Annotated in this window: 16 protein-coding genes; 7 read left to right on the top strand and 9 right to left on the bottom strand. The window is 63.5% G+C overall.

All coding sequences use genetic code 11. The annotated features are described in order from the left end of the window. Window positions 1-12: 12 nt before the first annotated feature. The 5 genes from fabF to rrtA all read right to left on the bottom strand — a co-directional run bounded on the left by fabF (window position 13) and on the right by rrtA (window position 4,256). A complete protein-coding gene (gene fabF / locus EK373_RS28960) occupies window positions 13-1,257 on the bottom strand; it encodes a beta-ketoacyl-ACP synthase II (protein WP_129648433.1) in 1,245 nt (414 codons plus the stop codon). A gap of 151 nt (window positions 1,258-1,408) precedes the next feature. Then, the gene (gene acpP / locus EK373_RS28955) at window positions 1,409-1,651 is read right to left on the bottom strand and encodes an acyl carrier protein (RefSeq protein WP_066920125.1); all 243 of its coding nucleotides are present in this window, start codon (window positions 1,649-1,651) and stop codon (window positions 1,409-1,411) included. A 158-nt stretch (window positions 1,652-1,809) separates the two neighbouring features. Continuing rightward, on the bottom strand, window positions 1,810-2,562 hold the full coding sequence (gene fabG / locus EK373_RS28950; RefSeq protein ID WP_129648431.1) for a 3-oxoacyl-ACP reductase FabG: 753 nt from the start codon (window positions 2,560-2,562) through the stop codon (window positions 1,810-1,812). Continuing rightward, window positions 2,559-3,518 (bottom strand): ACP S-malonyltransferase, encoded by a 960-nt coding sequence (gene fabD, locus EK373_RS28945; protein WP_129648429.1) that lies wholly within the window; start codon window positions 3,516-3,518, stop codon window positions 2,559-2,561. Before fabD ends, fabG begins: the two co-directional genes overlap by 4 nt. A 93-nt stretch (window positions 3,519-3,611) precedes the next feature. After that, on the bottom strand, window positions 3,612-4,256 hold the full coding sequence (gene rrtA, locus EK373_RS28940) for a rhombosortase (protein ID WP_129648427.1): 645 nt from the start codon (window positions 4,254-4,256) through the stop codon (window positions 3,612-3,614). An 85-nt stretch (window positions 4,257-4,341) separates the two neighbouring features. On the opposite strand from rrtA, the gene gspH reads away from it, so the two are divergent. Genes gspH through EK373_RS28905 form a run of 7 tightly spaced genes read left to right on the top strand, consistent with a single transcriptional unit; the run spans window position 4,342 to window position 9,679 of the window. Beyond that, complete coding sequence (gene gspH, locus EK373_RS28935) at window positions 4,342-4,965, top strand: type II secretion system minor pseudopilin GspH (protein ID WP_157994590.1); 624 nt, start codon at window positions 4,342-4,344, stop codon at window positions 4,963-4,965. Further along, window positions 4,955-5,524 carry a type II secretion system minor pseudopilin GspI gene (gspI, locus tag EK373_RS28930; RefSeq protein ID WP_198683729.1) on the top strand — a complete coding sequence of 190 codons (570 nt, stop codon included), beginning with the start codon at window positions 4,955-4,957 and terminating at the stop codon, window positions 5,522-5,524. Before gspH ends, gspI begins: the two co-directional genes overlap by 11 nt. Further along, window positions 5,521-6,195, top strand: coding sequence for a type II secretion system minor pseudopilin GspJ (gene gspJ / locus EK373_RS28925; protein ID WP_129648421.1), 675 nt, complete (start codon window positions 5,521-5,523; stop codon window positions 6,193-6,195). Before gspI ends, gspJ begins: the two co-directional genes overlap by 4 nt. Next, entirely contained in the window at window positions 6,192-7,154 is a 963-nt protein-coding gene (gspK, locus tag EK373_RS28920; RefSeq protein WP_157994589.1) for a type II secretion system minor pseudopilin GspK, read from the top strand. Before gspJ ends, gspK begins: the two co-directional genes overlap by 4 nt. Beyond that, window positions 7,154-8,425 carry a type II secretion system protein GspL gene (gspL, locus tag EK373_RS28915; protein WP_129648417.1) on the top strand — a complete coding sequence of 424 codons (1,272 nt, stop codon included), beginning with the start codon at window positions 7,154-7,156 and terminating at the stop codon, window positions 8,423-8,425. Before gspK ends, gspL begins: the two co-directional genes overlap by 1 nt. Further along, window positions 8,425-8,922, top strand: a complete 498-nt coding sequence (gene gspM, locus EK373_RS28910) for a type II secretion system protein GspM (RefSeq protein WP_129648415.1) — start codon at window positions 8,425-8,427, stop codon at window positions 8,920-8,922. Before gspL ends, gspM begins: the two co-directional genes overlap by 1 nt. Before the next feature lie 7 nt (window positions 8,923-8,929). Further along, on the top strand, window positions 8,930-9,679 hold the full coding sequence (locus EK373_RS28905) for a type II secretion system protein N (protein WP_129648413.1): 750 nt from the start codon (window positions 8,930-8,932) through the stop codon (window positions 9,677-9,679). Between the two features lie 16 nt (window positions 9,680-9,695). Here the strand turns inward: EK373_RS28905 and EK373_RS28900 are convergent, their stop codons facing one another. From EK373_RS28900 to EK373_RS28885, 4 genes are all read right to left on the bottom strand, one after another. Next, on the bottom strand, window positions 9,696-10,235 hold the full coding sequence (locus EK373_RS28900; RefSeq protein WP_129648411.1) for a TerB family tellurite resistance protein: 540 nt from the start codon (window positions 10,233-10,235) through the stop codon (window positions 9,696-9,698). A 118-nt stretch (window positions 10,236-10,353) separates the two neighbouring features. Beyond that, a complete protein-coding gene (locus EK373_RS28895) occupies window positions 10,354-10,797 on the bottom strand; it encodes a hypothetical protein (protein ID WP_198683728.1) in 444 nt (147 codons plus the stop codon). 36 nt (window positions 10,798-10,833) lie between these two features. Then, on the bottom strand, window positions 10,834-14,196 hold the full coding sequence (locus tag EK373_RS28890) for a UvrD-helicase domain-containing protein (protein ID WP_129648407.1): 3,363 nt from the start codon (window positions 14,194-14,196) through the stop codon (window positions 10,834-10,836). Further along, window positions 14,189-16,858, bottom strand: coding sequence for a PD-(D/E)XK nuclease family protein (locus tag EK373_RS28885; protein ID WP_129648405.1), 2,670 nt, complete (start codon window positions 16,856-16,858; stop codon window positions 14,189-14,191). The genes EK373_RS28890 and EK373_RS28885 overlap by 8 nt, the downstream gene beginning before the upstream one ends. Window positions 16,859-16,863: the final 5 nt, after the last annotated feature.

Raw genomic sequence — 16,863 nt, 5'->3', positions numbered from 1 at the left:
CCCCTCGGCCGATCAATCGAGCTTCTTGAAGATCAGGCTGCCGTTGGTGCCGCCGAAGCCGAACGAGTTCGACAGCGCCACCTTGATCGGCATCTTGCGCGCGACTTTCGGCACGTAGTCGAGATCGCAACCCTCGCCGGGATTGTCCAGATTGATGGTCGGCGGAGCGACCTGATCGCGAATTGCGAGAATCGAGAAGATCGCTTCCACCGCGCCGGCGGCGCCGAGCAGGTGGCCGGTCATCGACTTGGTGGAGCTGACCGCGAGCTTCGAGGCGTGATCGCCGAAGGCGCGCTTCATCGCAAACGTTTCGGCGAGGTCGCCGAGCTCGGTCGAAGTCGCGTGCGCGTTGATGTACTGCACTTCGCTCGGATTGAGCTGCGCATCCTTCAACGCATTCGCCATGGCAAGACGCGCGCCCTCGCCGTCTTCCGGCGGCGCGGTCATGTGATGAGCATCGCCACTCATGCCGAAGCCGACGAGCTCGGCATAAATGCGAGCACCGCGCTGCTTCGCGTGCTCGTATTCCTCGAGTACGACGGAGCCGGCGCCATCGGACAGCACGAAGCCGTCGCGATCCTTATCCCACGGACGGCTCGCCGCCTGCGGGTCGTCATTGCGCGTCGACAACGCGCGCGCCTGGCAGAAGCTGCCGAGACCGAGCGGCGTGGTCGCCATTTCACCGGCGCCCGCGATCATCACATCGGCATCGCCGTATTGAATCAGACGCATGGCCAGACCGATCGAGTGGGTCGAGGTCGTGCAGGCCGTCACCGTGGCGATATTCGGCCCGGTGAGCTTGAAATCGATCGAGACGTGGCCGGAGATCATGTTGATGATGCTGCCGGGCACGAAGAACGGAGAGATGCGCTTCGGGCTCTTGGTCTCCATCCACTTGGTGTGATTTTCCTCGATGGTGTCGAGGCCGCCGATGCCGGCGCCCATCGCCACTCCGATGCGTGCCGCATTCTCCGGCGTCACCACGATGCCGGAGTCCTTGATGGCATCGGCCGCGGCTGCATAGCCGTAGTGCATGAACGGGTCCATGTTCCGCAGGCGCTTGGCCGGCAGATATTTCTCCGCATCGAAGTCCGCCACTGCGCCGTGAAAGCGCACGGGAAATGCGCTCGCATCGAAACGAGTGATCGGCACGATGCCGCTCTTACCTTCGAGCACGTTGCGCCACGCCGTATCGAGCTGCGAGCCGACGGGAGAGACGATGCCCAGACCAGTGATGACGACGCGTCGCTTGGACAAACGGTTACCTCAGAAGCGTAACTACGGAAGACGTGGAGAATACATGGAGGGCGACTGGCGGAAGACCGTGGTGATTGCGGCCTTCCTTGATGCTTCAGCGTGGCGCTGCCGAGATGTCGACGTGGGCGCCGACAGCTCGTGTGCGAGGCCTTTAGGCCTGGTTGCGGCGCTCGGTGATGTAATCGATCGCCTGCTGCACGGTCGTGATCTTCTCCGCGTCCTCGTCCGGGATCTCGGTCTCGAACTCCTCTTCCAGCGCCATGACCAACTCGACCGTGTCGAGCGAGTCGGCGCCCAGGTCGTCGACGAAGGAAGCGTCGTTGGTGACTTCTTCCTCTTTCACCCCCAGTTGTTCGGCGACGATGGCTTTGACCTGCTGTTCAATACTGCTCATTTGTGTACGAGTCCTCTATGAGGTGCTTAAACCCTTCGCTCGAGACCGACCCTTTTTGTTCATGGGTGGGGTCGCACGGGGGGCGTATTCTAAGTTAAGAGCCCTAAAGGGCCAACATTTGCGAAACTTATCGGTGTCTGGGCCTGACTTGGCGTCGATCAGACCATGTACATGCCGCCGTTGACGTGCAGCGTTTCACCGGTGATATAGCCGGCCTGTGGCGACGCAAGAAACGCCACAGCATGGGCAATATCCTCGACAGAACCCAGTCGTCCCAACGCAACTTGTGCGCTCAGCTGCTGTTGTTGCTCGGCCGGCAGCTTGGCGGTCATGTCGGTCGCGATGAAGCCGGGCGCCACCACGTTCACCGTGATGCCGCGCGAGCCCACTTCGCGTGCCAGAGATTTGGAGAAGCCGATGATGCCGGCCTTGGCCGCGGCGTAATTGGTTTGCCCGGCATTACCCATCACCCCGACCACCGAGGCGATGCTGATGATGCGTCCCCGGCGGGCCTTCATCATGCCGCGCAGGACCGCTTTCGACAGCCGGAATACCGACGCGAGATTGGTGTTCATGATGTCGTCCCACTCCTCCTGCTTCATGCGCAGGAGCAGGTTGTCGCGGGTAATTCCTGCATTGTTCACCAGAATGGTGAGCGCGCCTTCCTTGCCTTCGATGTCCTTGAGCGCGTTCTCGCTCGAGGCCGCATCGGCGACATTCAGCACGAGGCCGCGGCCCTTGAAGTTGCCGGCGGCAAGCCAGTCAGTGATGCCTTGAGCGCCGGCTTCGGAGGTCGCCGTGCCGATGACCGTTGCACCATTGCGCGCCAATTGCTCGGCAATGGCGCGGCCGATGCCACGCGAAGCGCCGGTGACCAGCGCGATGTCCTGCGACAGCACTTGCTCGCTCATGACTGACTCCGGCAGGCCGCGAGCGCCTGTTGCAAGCTCTCGGGATCCTCGATCGAGAGCATCGCGATGTCCTTGTTCTTCTCGATGCGGCGATTGAGCCCGGTCAGCACGCCTTTCGGCCCACACTCGATGATCGCCTTGGCGCCGCCGCCGAGCATGGCGCGCACGGTTTCGGTCCAGCGCACCGGCTTCACCAGCTGTTGCACCAACGCCTGGCGAATGCTGTCCGGTCCCTGATGCGTTTTCACATCGACCGTATAGATGTCGCGCACTTCGGGCTGCGCGAACGACACGCTTTGTAACTTCTCGGCCATTCGATCGGCCGCTGGCTGCATCAACGCCGTGTGCGAGGGCACGCTCACCGGTAGCTTCATCGCGCGCTTCGCGCCCTTGGACTTCAGCACTTCGATGGCGCGATCGACCGCGATGGCATTGCCGGCGATCACGACCTGACCTGGAGAATTGAAATTCGCAGCCTGCACGATTTCGCCAGCGGCGCCACTCTGGGTGGCTGCGGCGCAGGCCGCTTCCACTTCGGCATCCTCGACACCGAGAATCGCGGCCATCGCACCCTGCCCGGCGGGCACGGCTTCTTGCATGGCCCGGCCACGAAACTGCACCAGTGCGACCGCGGTTTTGAAATCCAGCGCGCCCGAGCAGACCAATGCCGAATATTCGCCGAGGCTATGGCCGGCCATCGCCGCAGGCAGCGGACCGCCGTGCTTGCGCCAGACCCGCCAGGTCGCGACACCCGCTGTGAGCATCGCCGGCTGAGTGCGCTCGGTGGCGCCGAGTTGATCCTCGGGACCTTGCTGGCACAGCTGCCACAGGTCGTAGCCGAGCACCGACGACGCTTCGGCAAAGGTTTCCTGCACCAGCGGTTCGGCACTCGCCAGCGCGGCCATCATGCCGACCGACTGCGATCCCTGCCCGGGGAATACAAAGGCAAAACTCATTGAGCTCCTGTGGGTCTTCGGCCACTTTCGTGACCCGACCGTGCATGACCAACCGCATGCGGCGCGCGATTATAACGATCCGCCTCCGGGTGGCTAGATCCTTGACTTTACGGCCACTTGCCTGTGGGCGTGCAACCACAGGATGAGCCCGGCCGCGAGCCCGCCCAGGGCGCCATACCGATGCGCTTCCACAACGACCGGCAGATCGCCCATCAACAGCAGCCCGCCGTGCTGGTATTCCCAGGCCAATTTGCCGACCAGAATCGCGGTCAAGGCCAGCGACAGCCGCTTGGGCTGGTACTGCCACCACGACACCGCCCCTGCCGCGAGCGCGCCGTGCAGAACCCCCGATAAACCGACGTACCAGAGGATGTGTGGCTCCCAACACACAAATGCGAGGTCGATGGCCAGCGCACCGAACAGCGCAATCAGCAGCCAGCCCCGCCAGGAATAGTCGCCCTTGAAAAGTGCGGCGATCAGCGCGACCCCGCCGGCGTTCAGCAGCATGTGCCAGGTGTTCAGGTGGACCAGGTGAGCTGTAAAGAGCCGCCAGTATTCTCCCTGCAGAACGGCCTCGCGCTCATAGCGCAGCCACTGCCGCCCGTCTTCGCCGAGTAGCGACAACAGAACCAGCCCCAGCCAGAGCAGTCCAATCACCCGCCGCTCCTGCCTGTCGGGCATCCATTGCCGCAAGCGCTGCGAAAACGACAGGGCGGGCCGGGACAAGCCGTCACTCATTGATACGATCTGCTTTGTTATGATCCGGCGCCTTACGCACCACGGTAGAGCTCATATTATCCACACCTGCACCCGGCCTCGTTGGATGGAGCGGCACGGCGGCTTCACGCTGCTGGAGTTGCTCGTGGTGCTGGTGATCGTCGGCATCATGGTGGCGATGGCGGCGCTGTCGTTCGGTGTGCTCGGACGCGATAGTCAGGCCGAAGATGAATCCCGGCGTTTCTGGACGGTGCTGCAACAGGCCCGCGAGGAAGGCGAAATGCAGGTCGAGGATCTCGGCATCTTCGTGTCGAGCGGCGCCTACGAATATTTGCGCTTCGATTCCCGCAAGGATGAGTGGCAACCCATCGACGGCGACGAATTGTTCCAACAGCGCGCGTTGCCCGAGGGCCTGCGCTTCCGGCTGCGACTGGAATCGCGCGAGGTGGTGCTCAAGCCCAACCTGCCCCAGCGTGGCGACAAGGACGAGAACAAGAAACACCCGCCGCACATCATGGTGCTCTCCAGCGGCGATGTCAGCCCGTTCGAACTGGAGATCGAGCGTGAGGGCCAGCCAGCGTTGTGGCGCGTGACCGCGCACGCCGACAACAACCTGCGCGTCGAGGTTCGCGACGACCGCAACCAATGGGCAGCGCTGCTGGAAACCAAGCCGCCCGAAGACAACAAGAATGACAAACGACAGCCGACACGGGTGTCCAGTGCGCGCTGATCTCTGCAAGCTCAAACGCAGCACGTCCGGCTTCACGCTGATCGAAGTGCTGGTGGCGCTGATCGTCGTCGGTCTGGGCATGCTGGCCGTCATTCAGACCGTGAGCCAGACCGCGAACAACACCTCGTACATCCGGGACAAAACCATCGCGCATTGGATTGCGATGAATCAGCTCACCAAGGTGCGCCTGGAGCCCAACGCACCAGCCGTCGATAAATCCTCGGATGAAGTGGAAATGGCCGGGCGCGACTGGCGCTGGACCATGGAAGTGAAACAAACGCCGGTCGAGTCGATCCGTCGCATCGAAGTGAGCGTGCGTCCTTCGGAGGCGCCGGAAAAAAGCTCGCTTGCCTACGTCACCGGCTTCTACGGCACCGCCATCGCACCGCCGGGCGTCACGCAGATTTCCTGGCGAGGCTCGCAACAACAAGGTGGCGGCCCGCCGGGCGAGCGACGTCGCGATTCCGAAACCGAGCCGCCGCCGCAGCAGCCGCAGCCCGAGCCGGGCGAACCGGTGAATCCGGAGCCCGAGCAGCCGGGCGAGGATCCCAGCTCATGAGCAGGGTAAGTGCGCCAGCGCGTTCACGTGGCCCGCTCAACGAAGCGATACGCGGCAGCGGCCGCGAGTCAGGCTTTACGCTCGTCGAAGTGCTGGTGGCGATATTTATTTTCGCCATCGTCAGCGCCATTGCGATGGGCGGCTATAACGAGCTGGTCAAACAAAGCGACGTCGTCAATGCCGGCGCCGCACGCACGCGCGCCATTCAAGCGACCATGCAACGTTTGAACCTGGACTTTACATCGCTCGAGCCACGTCCCGTGCGTCAGCCCTTGGGCGACGGCCTGGTCCCAGCGCTGCGCGCCGATGAGAAAGGTGGCGGCGAATCGCTCGTCGAGTTCACGCATTCGGGCTGGAGCAATCCCGCCGGTGTGCCCCGCTCCACTTTGCAGCGCGTGGCCTATCGCGTCGAAGACAACAAGCTCATTCGTGACTACTGGCTCGCTCTCGATCGCACGATGAGCAGCGAGCCGGAAAGCGCGGTGCTGGTCGACGGCGTCAAGAGCCTGAAGTTCCGTTTCATGGATCCGAACCGCACCTGGCACGAGCAATGGCCACCGCTCGGTTACTCGCCCGCCGAGGCACCCTGGGTGCGTCCAATCGCGGTCGAATTCACGCTCGAGCTCGAAGACTGGGGCGAGCTGAAGCGATTGGTCGAGGTCTCGGGATGAAGAGCCGCCGTCATCAACGAGGTGTCGCGCTCGTCATGGCCGTGCTGATCGTGGCGCTCGCGACCATTCTGGCGGCGGAAGTGGGTTTCCGCGGCTATCTCGATCAGCGCCGCACAGTGAACACCTTCTCGCTCGATCAATCGTTCGAGATCGCGATGGGCGGTGAAGCCTGGGCCTCGGACGCGCTGCGCCGGGACAAGATGCAATCGAGCAAGACCGATGACTTCACCGAAGAGTGGGCCACGCCCATTCCGCCGATTCCGCTGGAAGATGTCGGCGGTGAATTCGAAGGCCAGCTCGAAGACCTGCAGGGCCGCTTCAATCTCAACGATCTGGTGACCTTCGACCAGGCAGGTCAGAGCACGCAGAACGAGCCTGCGGTAAAACGCTTCGAGCGTCTGCTGACGCTGCTCGAGATCGAGCCGAAATGGGCCGGCTACATCGCCGACTGGATCGACGCGGACAACAACGCCGGCTTCCCCGACGGCGCCGAGGATCCGGTGTACACGAACTTGTCGCCGCCCTATCGCACCGCGAACATGCCCATCACCCGCGCGAGCGAGTTGTTGGCGTTGCCGGAGTTCGGCGCGGAGCGCTATCGAAAGCTCGCACCGTTCGTCACCGCCTTGCCAGCCGGTCAGCCCATCAACCTGTGTACGGCTTCACCCGAGTTGCTCGATGCGATGATTGGCGACAACCGCGAATTCACGCTTGGCCGCGAGGCCGGCCAGCAAACGCGCCAACAGCGTTGCTTTCCGACGGTGAGCGAATTCCAGGCGAGCTTGTCGAACGATCGCAAGCAAGAGCTGGACGACATGATCGGTGAAACCAGCGATTACTTCCTGGCGACGATCTGGGTCACCCTTGGCACTCAAAGGTTCACCCTGTACAGTTTGTTGTATCGAAGCGGCGGCGCCAACCAGGTCCGTCCCATCCTAAGAAGCTACGGAACGCTCTGATGCCGGAACTCCTAGTTGTCCGCTTGCATCCCATCGCGGCCGCCCAACCGGGCGGCTCGCAGGCGGCGCCACAAGCCGAATGGTTGGTCGTCGACGGCGCCGGCGCCCGGCGCGGCAATGTCTCGTGGGGCTCGCTCAGCGATGCCGCCGCGCTGTCCCAGACTCGCAAGACCGTCGTGCTCGTGCCCGGCACCGATGTGCTGCTGGCCGAACCGGTGTTGCCGCTGAAGAGCGGCGCGAAGCTTGCGCAAGTCGTGCCCTTCGCGCTCGAAGAACAACTGGCCGCGGACGTCGAGGACATGCACTTCGCCGTCGGCAAGCGCGAGTCGCGTCCGGGCACGCCGGTCGCTGCCGTCTCGCGAGCTCGCATGGATGAGTGGGTCGCGACGCTGCAAGCAGCCGGCTTGTCCACCGACACGATCCACGCCGAAACGAGCGTGTTGCCGACGGTAACCGGCGCGGTCGCCGTGCTCATCGATGGCAAACGCTTGTATGTCCGTCGCGAGAATCAGCCCGGCACGGTCATCGAAGTCGAGCCCCTCATCGAAGCGCTGCAGATGGCGCTGGCAAGCGGCGAAGAGGCCCGCGAGCACGTCACCATCTTTGTTTCTGAAGAAGACTACGAACGCGAGCGCGAACTGCTCGAGGGTCTGCGCGAATTCACGGCCAGCCTGCAGTTGAAGCTGCTGCCGGATGGTCCCCTGCCGCTATTGGCCTCGAACATTCCCAAGGCGGGTGCGGTGAACCTGCTGCAGGGTCCGTACGCCGCCAAGACCAAGCTCAATATTTCTTTCGCGCCCTGGCGCTACGCGGCCATTCTCGCCGCTGTATTCGTCGCCGCGCACGTTGGCATGAAGACCTGGCAGTACTTCCATTTCAAGAACGTGGAAAGCCAGCTCGATGCGCAGATCGCCGAGGTATTCCAACAGGCCATTCCGGGCGCACCGGTGCCTGATCCGCTCGAAGCGCGCCGTCAGGTCGAAGCGGTGCTCGGGCAGTTGCGTGGCACGGGTCCGACCAGCGGCATGCTCACGACGCTCGCCATGCTGAGCGAGGCAATGGCGCAGGCGCCGAATATCGATGTGGAAGCGCTGTACTACCAGCAGGACGGCACCGATTTGCGCGTGCTCGCGCCCAAGGATGAAACGGCGGTGCTCGATCGCATCCTGCAGGTGGCCAACGAACGAGGCATCCGGGGCGAGATCAAGTCGACCAATCCGCGCGACCAGAAGATCGAGGGACGGCTGCGGTTCCAGAAGGCAGGCGCGTGATGCAACAGCTCAAAGACAAGTTCGATTCGCTGCAGCCTCGCGAGCGCGTCATCGTCATCGCTGGCGCCATCCTGGTGCTGGTCGTTGCGGTGTATGTGCTGGCGCTCGCACCGTTGTACAGCGCCGTCAATGCGCAGGCCAAGCGCGTCGCGCAGAAGGAAGGCGATCTTGCGTGGATGCGCAGCGTGTCCGGGGAAGTTGCCGTGCTCAGCGCCAATGCACCGAGCCGTCCGGGCCCGAGTAACGAATCCATGGTCGTGCTGATCGACCGTACCGCGCGTGAGTGCGGCTTGGGCGCCTCCCTGACGGGCCAGACTCCTAATGGCGAGCGCGGCATTCGCGTGCGACTCGAAGGCGCGGAGTTCGACAAGTTGATGGTGTGCCTTGGCACGCTCCAGCAGGTGCACGCGGTGGATGTCGAATCCGCCAGCATCGATCGCGCAGCACAGCCCGGTCTCGTCAATGCCAACCTGGTCCTGACCCGCGTCGGCGCATAACAACTCTATGAAGCGACTCTGGCCGTTGGTCGCGCTCGGCGTGGGCGCATTCCTCATCTTCGCGGTGGTCACGTTGCCCGCGAGCCTCGTGTTGTCCTGGCTCGGCTCCTCCGGTGTTTATGCCGGCGGCGTCTCCGGCACGATCTGGAATGGCCGCGCGCAGGTGCTGCAGGTTGAAGGCGTGAACGTTGGCAGTGTCGAATGGAAGCTGCACGCCCTGCCGCTATTCACCGCGCACGCCAATGCCGACGTGAAGGTGACGCGCATCGATGGCTTCGCCCAGACGCAGCTCAGTGTCGGGCCCACCGGCACGATGAGTTTCAAAGCGCTGAGCGCATCGCTGCCGCTGAGTGCTTTGCCGGCCAATGCGATCCCTGGCGGCTGGGCCGGCACGCTCAACGGCCGCTTCCAGCAGCTCACGCTGGAAAACGGCTGGCCCACCCAGGTGAATGGCTCGCTGGAAGTGAAGGATCTGAACGGTCCGGCGCGCAAGCCTGCGAAGGCGGGCACCTATCTGATCGTGTTCGATCCCGCCGCCTCGACTGCGGACGTTTTGAAGGGCGCGATCTCGGATGCCGGCGATGGCCCGCTGCAGCTCAACGGCACCCTCCAACTCAAGCCTGATCGCAGCTATGCCCTCGAAGCTTTGATCGCCGCGCGCCCCGATGCGCCTCGCAATCTGGTGCAGGCGCTGGAATTCCTTGGCCCGCCGGATGCGCAGGGCCGCCGACAATTCAATACCGAAGGCACGCTGTAACTTTCAGTTGCGGCGGCTAGCTCCACTTGCCGCCGGCGGCCTTCTGCCGGCTCGCGAAGTAACGTTCGGTCGCCTCGATCAGCTTTTGCTGCTCGCCATTGATCGATCCGTCGAGCGCCGCAATCCGACGCATCATGCCGAGCAACGAGATCACGGCGGAGGGTTCGAACTTCGCCGCGCTCAGCTCCAGGATCTTGTCGAGATGATCGACGATATAAATCTCGTCGCGAATCAGATGTGAGCTCGCCAGCAGCAGGTCGGCGGCTTCATCCCGTGAAATCTCGAATTCGTTCTGGAACAGATTCTGCAACTCGCGCTTCTGGTCCGAGGTGATCTCGCCATCGGCCTTGGCGATGCCCAGCAGCAGCACCGCGGCCACGTCCATCGGTCGTTCCAGTCGATAGATGGGCTTGGCGCCATAGGTGCGGCTCCATTTCCAGCGCCGATACGCCAGGAACGGATTGATGGAGCTCAGACTGAATCCCGAACGCTGCAGCGAATTGATCGCCCACAACAAGCCAGCGAGCGCGGTGATCGCGGCGATGATGACGTGCACGAAAGCTCCTGCCGGTGCAAACCTTGAGCTGGGATGGGCGCTAGTTTAGCCAGCGGTGCGGCGCGGCGGCGATGTTTCTCGGAGCCGAGTGTGAGCTGGGTCTCTTTTGTGCCGGGAGCTACTCTTCAGTAACGCTGGTTCGGACCTCCAGCCCCGCACTCACCAATTCATTCATATGAGTGTCGAAGAGGATCCAGCTTCGGTCGTGCGCAGCCAGGATGTACTCGAAAAATCGGCACTCCCGCAGCATCGCAATGATTTTCTGCGCGTCCCCCGAGTAGACAGGCCACGGTGGGCTCTCATCGTCCGTGACGATCAACCTTGCGTTGGTACGCTGACCGACCAGAGTTGCAATCTTCGCAAGGCCATCAGTATCTGCGTACGGCATGCGGACCGCACTGCATTTCAGGGACTCCCACCAGCGCAGACTCGACGGGTCGGCAACATAGGTTTCAGCAAGTCCCCGCAAGTAAGTGTCCGCAGCGTCAGCCGGCATTCGGGTGATACCCCCAACTCGGCGAGACGCTGCATCCAGCTCAGCTACGATTTCACTATCAACCATTGCCCACCCGCCGGTCGTGATGGATGCCGAGCCCGGTTATCCGACCGGCACTTCTCGCCACTGCTTCATCAACGGGAAATACAGCGCCGCCCGCACCGGCTGATCGGGTCGAAACAGTTTCATCAGACGGGCGTAACGTTGCAGCTGATCGCGATAGCGGCGGACTTCATCGGCAAGGAACTGCTCCAGGCCGCCGCCTTCGTGGGAGCCGGTTTTGAAATCGACGATCCAGCGCACGCCGTGCTGGTCGACGAACGTCCGGTCGATCACGCCGGAGACGATTTCGCCGTCGAACACGCCGCTCAATGCCAGCTCAGACTCCGCTTCGCTCAACGAGGACGATAAGCCCAGCAGCCAGCGACCGCGCTCGTCGGCAAGAGTCTGCGCCATGGCGGCGACGACTCGTTCGGCGGCCGCATCACATCGATCCGGCGGTACGCCAAGCTCAGCAAGCTCAGCACAGAGCCGCGCTCGATTGGGCGATGGCGTCGCACGCTCAACGCCCGCACGGACCAGCCGATCCAGTTCACGGTGAACGAGCGTCCCGATGTGACGGGCAGTTTGAGAGGCCCAGTCAAACTCGATCTGCGCCTCGAGATCGCTGAGGTTCACCACCTTCGCTGTTACGGATGCGTCCGCGGTCGGCGGCTGCCATTGCAGCGGCAGGCGACGCACTCGAAGGGAAGGCGTCGGCGCGGAGGCGAACAGATCCTGTTGTGGTTTCGTCTGCACGCTGGATTCGAAGTGAGATTTCACTTCAGGCCATAGCAAACGAAGCATCGATCCGGTCAGGGGCTCGCGCAGTTCCGCGCCCTCCTCCGTTTCTTTCACTCGCACCCGGCCGAGCAGGTGCAGGACGCGCTTGGCGCGAGTTGCCGCCACGTACAACAGTCGGCCGCGCTCCCGGGCGCTGCGCTCGCGTTCCAGCAGTTCGATCCAACGATACATCGGATCGGAATCGGTCCCGGCGGCCTTGATCGGCGCGAACACGATGCCGCCTTCGCGGCCGGGAATCCGCGTCCAGCGCATCAACTCACGACTCTCGCCTCGCAACAACCGATCCAATGCCGGCAGGATGACCACGTCATATTCCAGGCCCTTGGATTTGTGGATCGTCATCACTTCCACGCGCGCTCGATTCTCCGGCCGCGGGCGAGCAAACAATCGATCCAGCTGTTCTTCGAGCCGCGCGGCATCGTCGAGATCGCCGGCAATCTCGATGTTGTCGAGCCGGCGCAGGTAGGCATCGGCATCATCGAGATCTTGAGGCCGGTGCAAGGTCGCCGGGCCGCCCAACGCATTCCAGGTGCGCTCCACCCAGTCGCGCAACGAAAGTCGCCCTCGCTGCGCTAACGCAGCTTGAAGAATCGAATGCACGCGAGTGACGCGTTCGCGGCCCTCGCTGCTCAGCGTGTCGCTCGACTCGAGCGCGCGACTCAGCAGCTCGTTGACCGTCGACGATCGATTGTTGCCGACGATCGCGTGCAGGTCATTCAACGTAAGGCCACACCACGGCGCACGCAGCACCGCAAGCCACGAAGTTCTATCGGCGAGATGGACGAGCGCGCGCGTCAGCGCGGTCAGATCCTGCACGACAGGTCGATCGAGCAGCGCTTCGATCTCGATCGCCTGGAAATCAATTGACGCCGCGTGCAGCTGGCTTGCGATCAAGCCCACGTGCGTGCGTGCCGTGACGAGCACAGCGACCGTCGTTTCCGGATCCTCGGCGAGGCTCTTGCGAACCAGCTTGACGACCTGGCGCGCCTCGGCGAGCTCATCCTTGTCGAACGACGGATGAACCTTCACACCGCCTCGCGTGCTCGGCAGCGCTGCGACACTCGGGCTGTAGCGCACCGCGCCCTGCTCCGCATTGTCGGTCGGCGACAGCACGCCCGGGAACACACGGTTCACCCACTCGATGATGGGACGCGTCGAACGGAAGTTCGATGTGAGCTGCAACGGCTCGAGCCGAACGTTGCGCAGTCCCTGCCGCTGCAGCTGCAGGAACAAACCCACCTCGGCTTGACGGAAGCGATAAATGGATTGCATCGGATCGCCGACGCAGAACAGCGTGCGACCGTCGCCTTCCGTCCAGCCCGCGGTCAGCCGCTCGAGCAGATCGAGCTGGCCGAAGGACGTGTCCTGGAACTCATCGACCAGTAGGTGTTGCAAGCGATAGTCGAACGCCAGGGCCAGATCCGTGGGCTCTTCGCTCGAGCCCAACGCCTGCAGCGCTCGCAACGCCGCTTCGATGTAATCTGCCTGTCCTTGCGACTGAAACACGATCTGCAGTTCCGCGACGGCCACGGGCAGCACGGCAAGTAGCGCCTCGAGGATTGTCCACTGCTCCGGCGAGTAGGTCGGTCGCGGCAGATTGCGAAGTGCCCCCAACTGCGCGATCAGCTCGGCATCCTGCGCGAGTTCTGCGAGCACACCGAGCATCTGCTCCTTCTGCTGAGGATGCGTCGTCGGAAAGCCGCTCTTCTTCGTGACGGTCTGATAAGGCGAACCATCACGCTTCAGGAACACGCTCGCCAGGGCCAGCCAGGCATCGATGGTGTCGCTCTGCGCATTCGGACATGCGTGCGCATTCGAGCACGCATCGAGCAGCAGCCGTTTTTCCTCGTTGACCCCGGCCACATCGCGCAAGTTGGACGCGGCGAACACAGCGAGGTCCCAATACTCACGACGGCGCACATCGTTCAGCAACCCGCACAGCGTCGTGAGATGTCGCTTGATCACGTTCTGCAAGGTTTGCTCGAGCACGGCGCGCAAGTCGTCGTGCGCACCGGCACTCACGATCTGGTGCAGCCATTGATCGCGTTTCGCCATCAGCTCGCACAGCAGGTCCGCGAGCAGATCGGTGCGATTGCCGAGGTGCACGATCAACGATTCAAGATGGTCCGCGACCGCTGAGCCTTCGCCGAGCCGTTCGATCAGTCGTCGCGCCGCCGTTTCATACAAAGGCCACGGATCTTCGGCCGGCTCCAGCGCCGAACCCGTGCCGGCGAGAATCGGCAAGCGCCGCGCGAGCGTTGAGTTGAGCGCATCGATCGTTTGAATGCGCAGTCGCGACGGATGCTCAGCGAGTTTCCAATTGCGCTCGATATCGGCAGCACGCACCGCGCGCGCCAATTCCCAGGTTGCGAGCTTGTGCGCCGACTCAGGCTGCGGACCGCCGGCGGCTTCGATGGAAAGCAAGATACGATTGCGCATTTCCGCGGCGGCCTTGCGCGTGAACGTGATCGCAAGGATCTGTTCCGGATGCTCGACGGTGGCGAGCAATCGCAGATAGCGCTGCGTGAGCAGCTCGGTCTTGCCGGAGCCTGCCGGCGCCTGCACGATGAACGAGCGCGTCGGATCGAGCGCGCGCTTGCGGGCTGCAGCGTCGCTACTCATCGTGGTGCTCCGCCTCGTCTTCCTGCACCCGTTCGCTGATCCGGCAGAACGCGCTCAAATGACAGTACGTGCATTCTTGCGGCAGCAGTGGATCCACCGCGGCCTGGCCTTCGACGAAATGCTCCGCAAGTTGCGTAAGTGACTTGCGCCAATGAGCTACGAGCGACGGCCAATCCGGTGGATGATCGGGCTTGAGTCGCACATGCCCTGGATACGCGGCCACGCCCTCGCCGATGAACGCCCCGTCGCTCCAGCCACGGTATTCCACCGCGCCGGCGGCCAAAACGACATACGCGAGTCCGCGCAACGACTCTCCGTGCGCCAGTCCATACAAAGGCAGCTGCGGCCGCAACGGCCGACCCGGTCGCGTATCGAGCCATTGCCGCGGCGAGTGCGAGTCGCCGAGTTTGTAATCGATCAGCAGATTGCCGCCGTTACCGAGCTCGTCGATGCGGTCCGGCTGCAGCGTGATCGACAGTCCACCAATGGCGTACGGCTCGGACTTCTCGGTCAATCTCAATGCAAACGACGGCCGCTCTTTCTCCACGGCCAACAACTGCAGCACTTGCTTCGTGACATTGCTCGCTTCCAGCGCTGCAAGACGCTGCCGGTAGCGAACCGTCGGTTGCAGCGCCTGCATCGTGTGACGCTCGGCGCTCGCCCGTACCCGTTGCGCCAATGTTTCTTCGTCGATCGCGAGCAGTCCCGCGTGACTTCGCAGCGAGCCCCAGATCTCTTCCAGCACTCGGTGCAGAATGATGCCGCGATCGATCGGCTCGACGCCGACGCTCACCGTCGGCATGTCCTCCGCCCCGAGGCGAATCTGCGCCTGCGCTCGGAAGGGACAGCGAGATTGCAGCTCCAGCGTCATCGCACCGCCTCGCGCGCTTCTCACGGTCAGCCGGGGCGCGAGCTCATCACGCATCTGTTCGAGCAGCGGTCGCTGATCGAACAGAGTTCGCCGTAGCGGTCGCACCGAGGCGATCGCCATATCATTGCCTTTGACCGTCGGCCACGACGCCAACATCGGACTGGGCTGCAGCTCGGCCTCGCCTTCCTGGCGCGGCCAGCTCAACACGACCTGCGGTGCGCTGCCGGTCCAGCGTGCGAGTCTCGCTCGCGACAACTGCATGACGCCTTCCGCCGTCGCTTCGGGAATCTTCGCAGCGCGCTGCAGGGCGACCGGCAACAAAGGATCGGGATTCACGGGCTCGGGCAGGCGCGCGGCATCGAGCCCGGTCACCCAGGTGGCATCGAAGGTCATGCCCGCAACGGTCGCAGGATCGATCACCGTGATCGACGTAGCCTGCGTCTCCGGCTCGAACGGAGTGTCTCGCAACAGCTCCTGCAAACGAGACAAGGCCGCCGCTGCAGACAGCGACGCCGTCACCGCATCCAACGTACCAAACTCCGCGAGCGCCGCGTGAAACTTGAGCACCGTTTGATGTTCGACGCTGCTCAACGAACGCTCGCCGGGCCAGCCGACCGCGCGCAGCCAGGCGTGAAAACGTTCGGCCCAGGCGCTTGCGCCGGTGGATGAGGTCTTGCCGCGAATCTCTCCGCCAATGTTCCGTGCAGCGAGCGCCAGCTGATCGCAGCCCGTCGTGCTCGCCCAGCGCTCGAGCTCAAACCAATCCCAGCGATCTCGCTGATCCTCACGCAGCCGGAAGTCCGCCATGGCGCGCCGATCTTTCTCCGCTTCGCCGCCCGCAATGAACGGCGAACGTAACAACCGGCCTGCGTGTGTCGCCGGTCGATCGTGCAAAGCGAACTGCAGGACCAGGAGCGCGGCATCCACGACGGGATAGGATGCAAGCGGCGCAGGCGCGGCGATCACGACGGGAATCTTCGCCGACTCGGCCTGAATGCTTCGCTGCCCGGGCGCGAACACATCCTCGAAGACTCGCTGCACTTCGGCGCGCCGCGATTGCAGATCGGCGACGACCACGCCGACCGTGCTCTTGCCGGTTGCGATCTGCGCACGCGCCCAACGCGCAGCCAACTCGAGCTCATCGTCGGCATCGCGCGCAGTGACGACCACGACCGAGCGCGATGTTTGCTCGTCCGCTTCGATGTCAGCAATCTTGCCCCGCGCACGCCAGCGCTCGATCAATCGAGCGACTGACGGCGGGATGCTGTCGAAGCCCGCGAGCGCCAATGTTTCCTCGGGCACGAAGTTCGCATCGTGGGCCCAATGCGCCAGACGCGTTTCATCGATGGCTTGCAGTTTTTCGCAGCGACGCAGGAACTCGGTGCACCAGGCGTACAAGGCGCGGCCTTCGGAGCTATCGCTATCGTTCAGCGCTGCAAGCGGGATCAAATATTCCTGCATCCGGCGCCAGCTGCGTGCGGCGAGCCGGGCGGCGTTGGAGGGATTGAGCAGGTTCTCGCCCCACTCGCTTGCGTTGACCAGACTGTCCCAAAGGATTCGCGCCTGGGCGTTGGTCAACAAACGGGCGTGATGAGCGTGCGTGCCGATGGCTCGTGCTTCGAGCCATTGCTGAGCGAGCCACGTGGACCACGGCAGAACGCGTGGCGTGCGCCAGACGGATTGCCCCTGACTCTGCGCGTGCCGGGCGTAGCCCAGCCGCAGCGCATGCGCGAGCCTGCGGCTCGCGGTGAGCACCGTGACGCCCTGATCTAGAAGCGAATGGAGCCGCAATGCCC

This window comes from Peristeroidobacter agariperforans (assembly GCF_004138335.1).
GTDB classification, from domain to species: Bacteria; Pseudomonadota; Gammaproteobacteria; order Steroidobacterales; family Steroidobacteraceae; genus Steroidobacter; species Steroidobacter agariperforans.
This window is presented reverse-complemented; position numbering and strand designations above follow the sequence as displayed.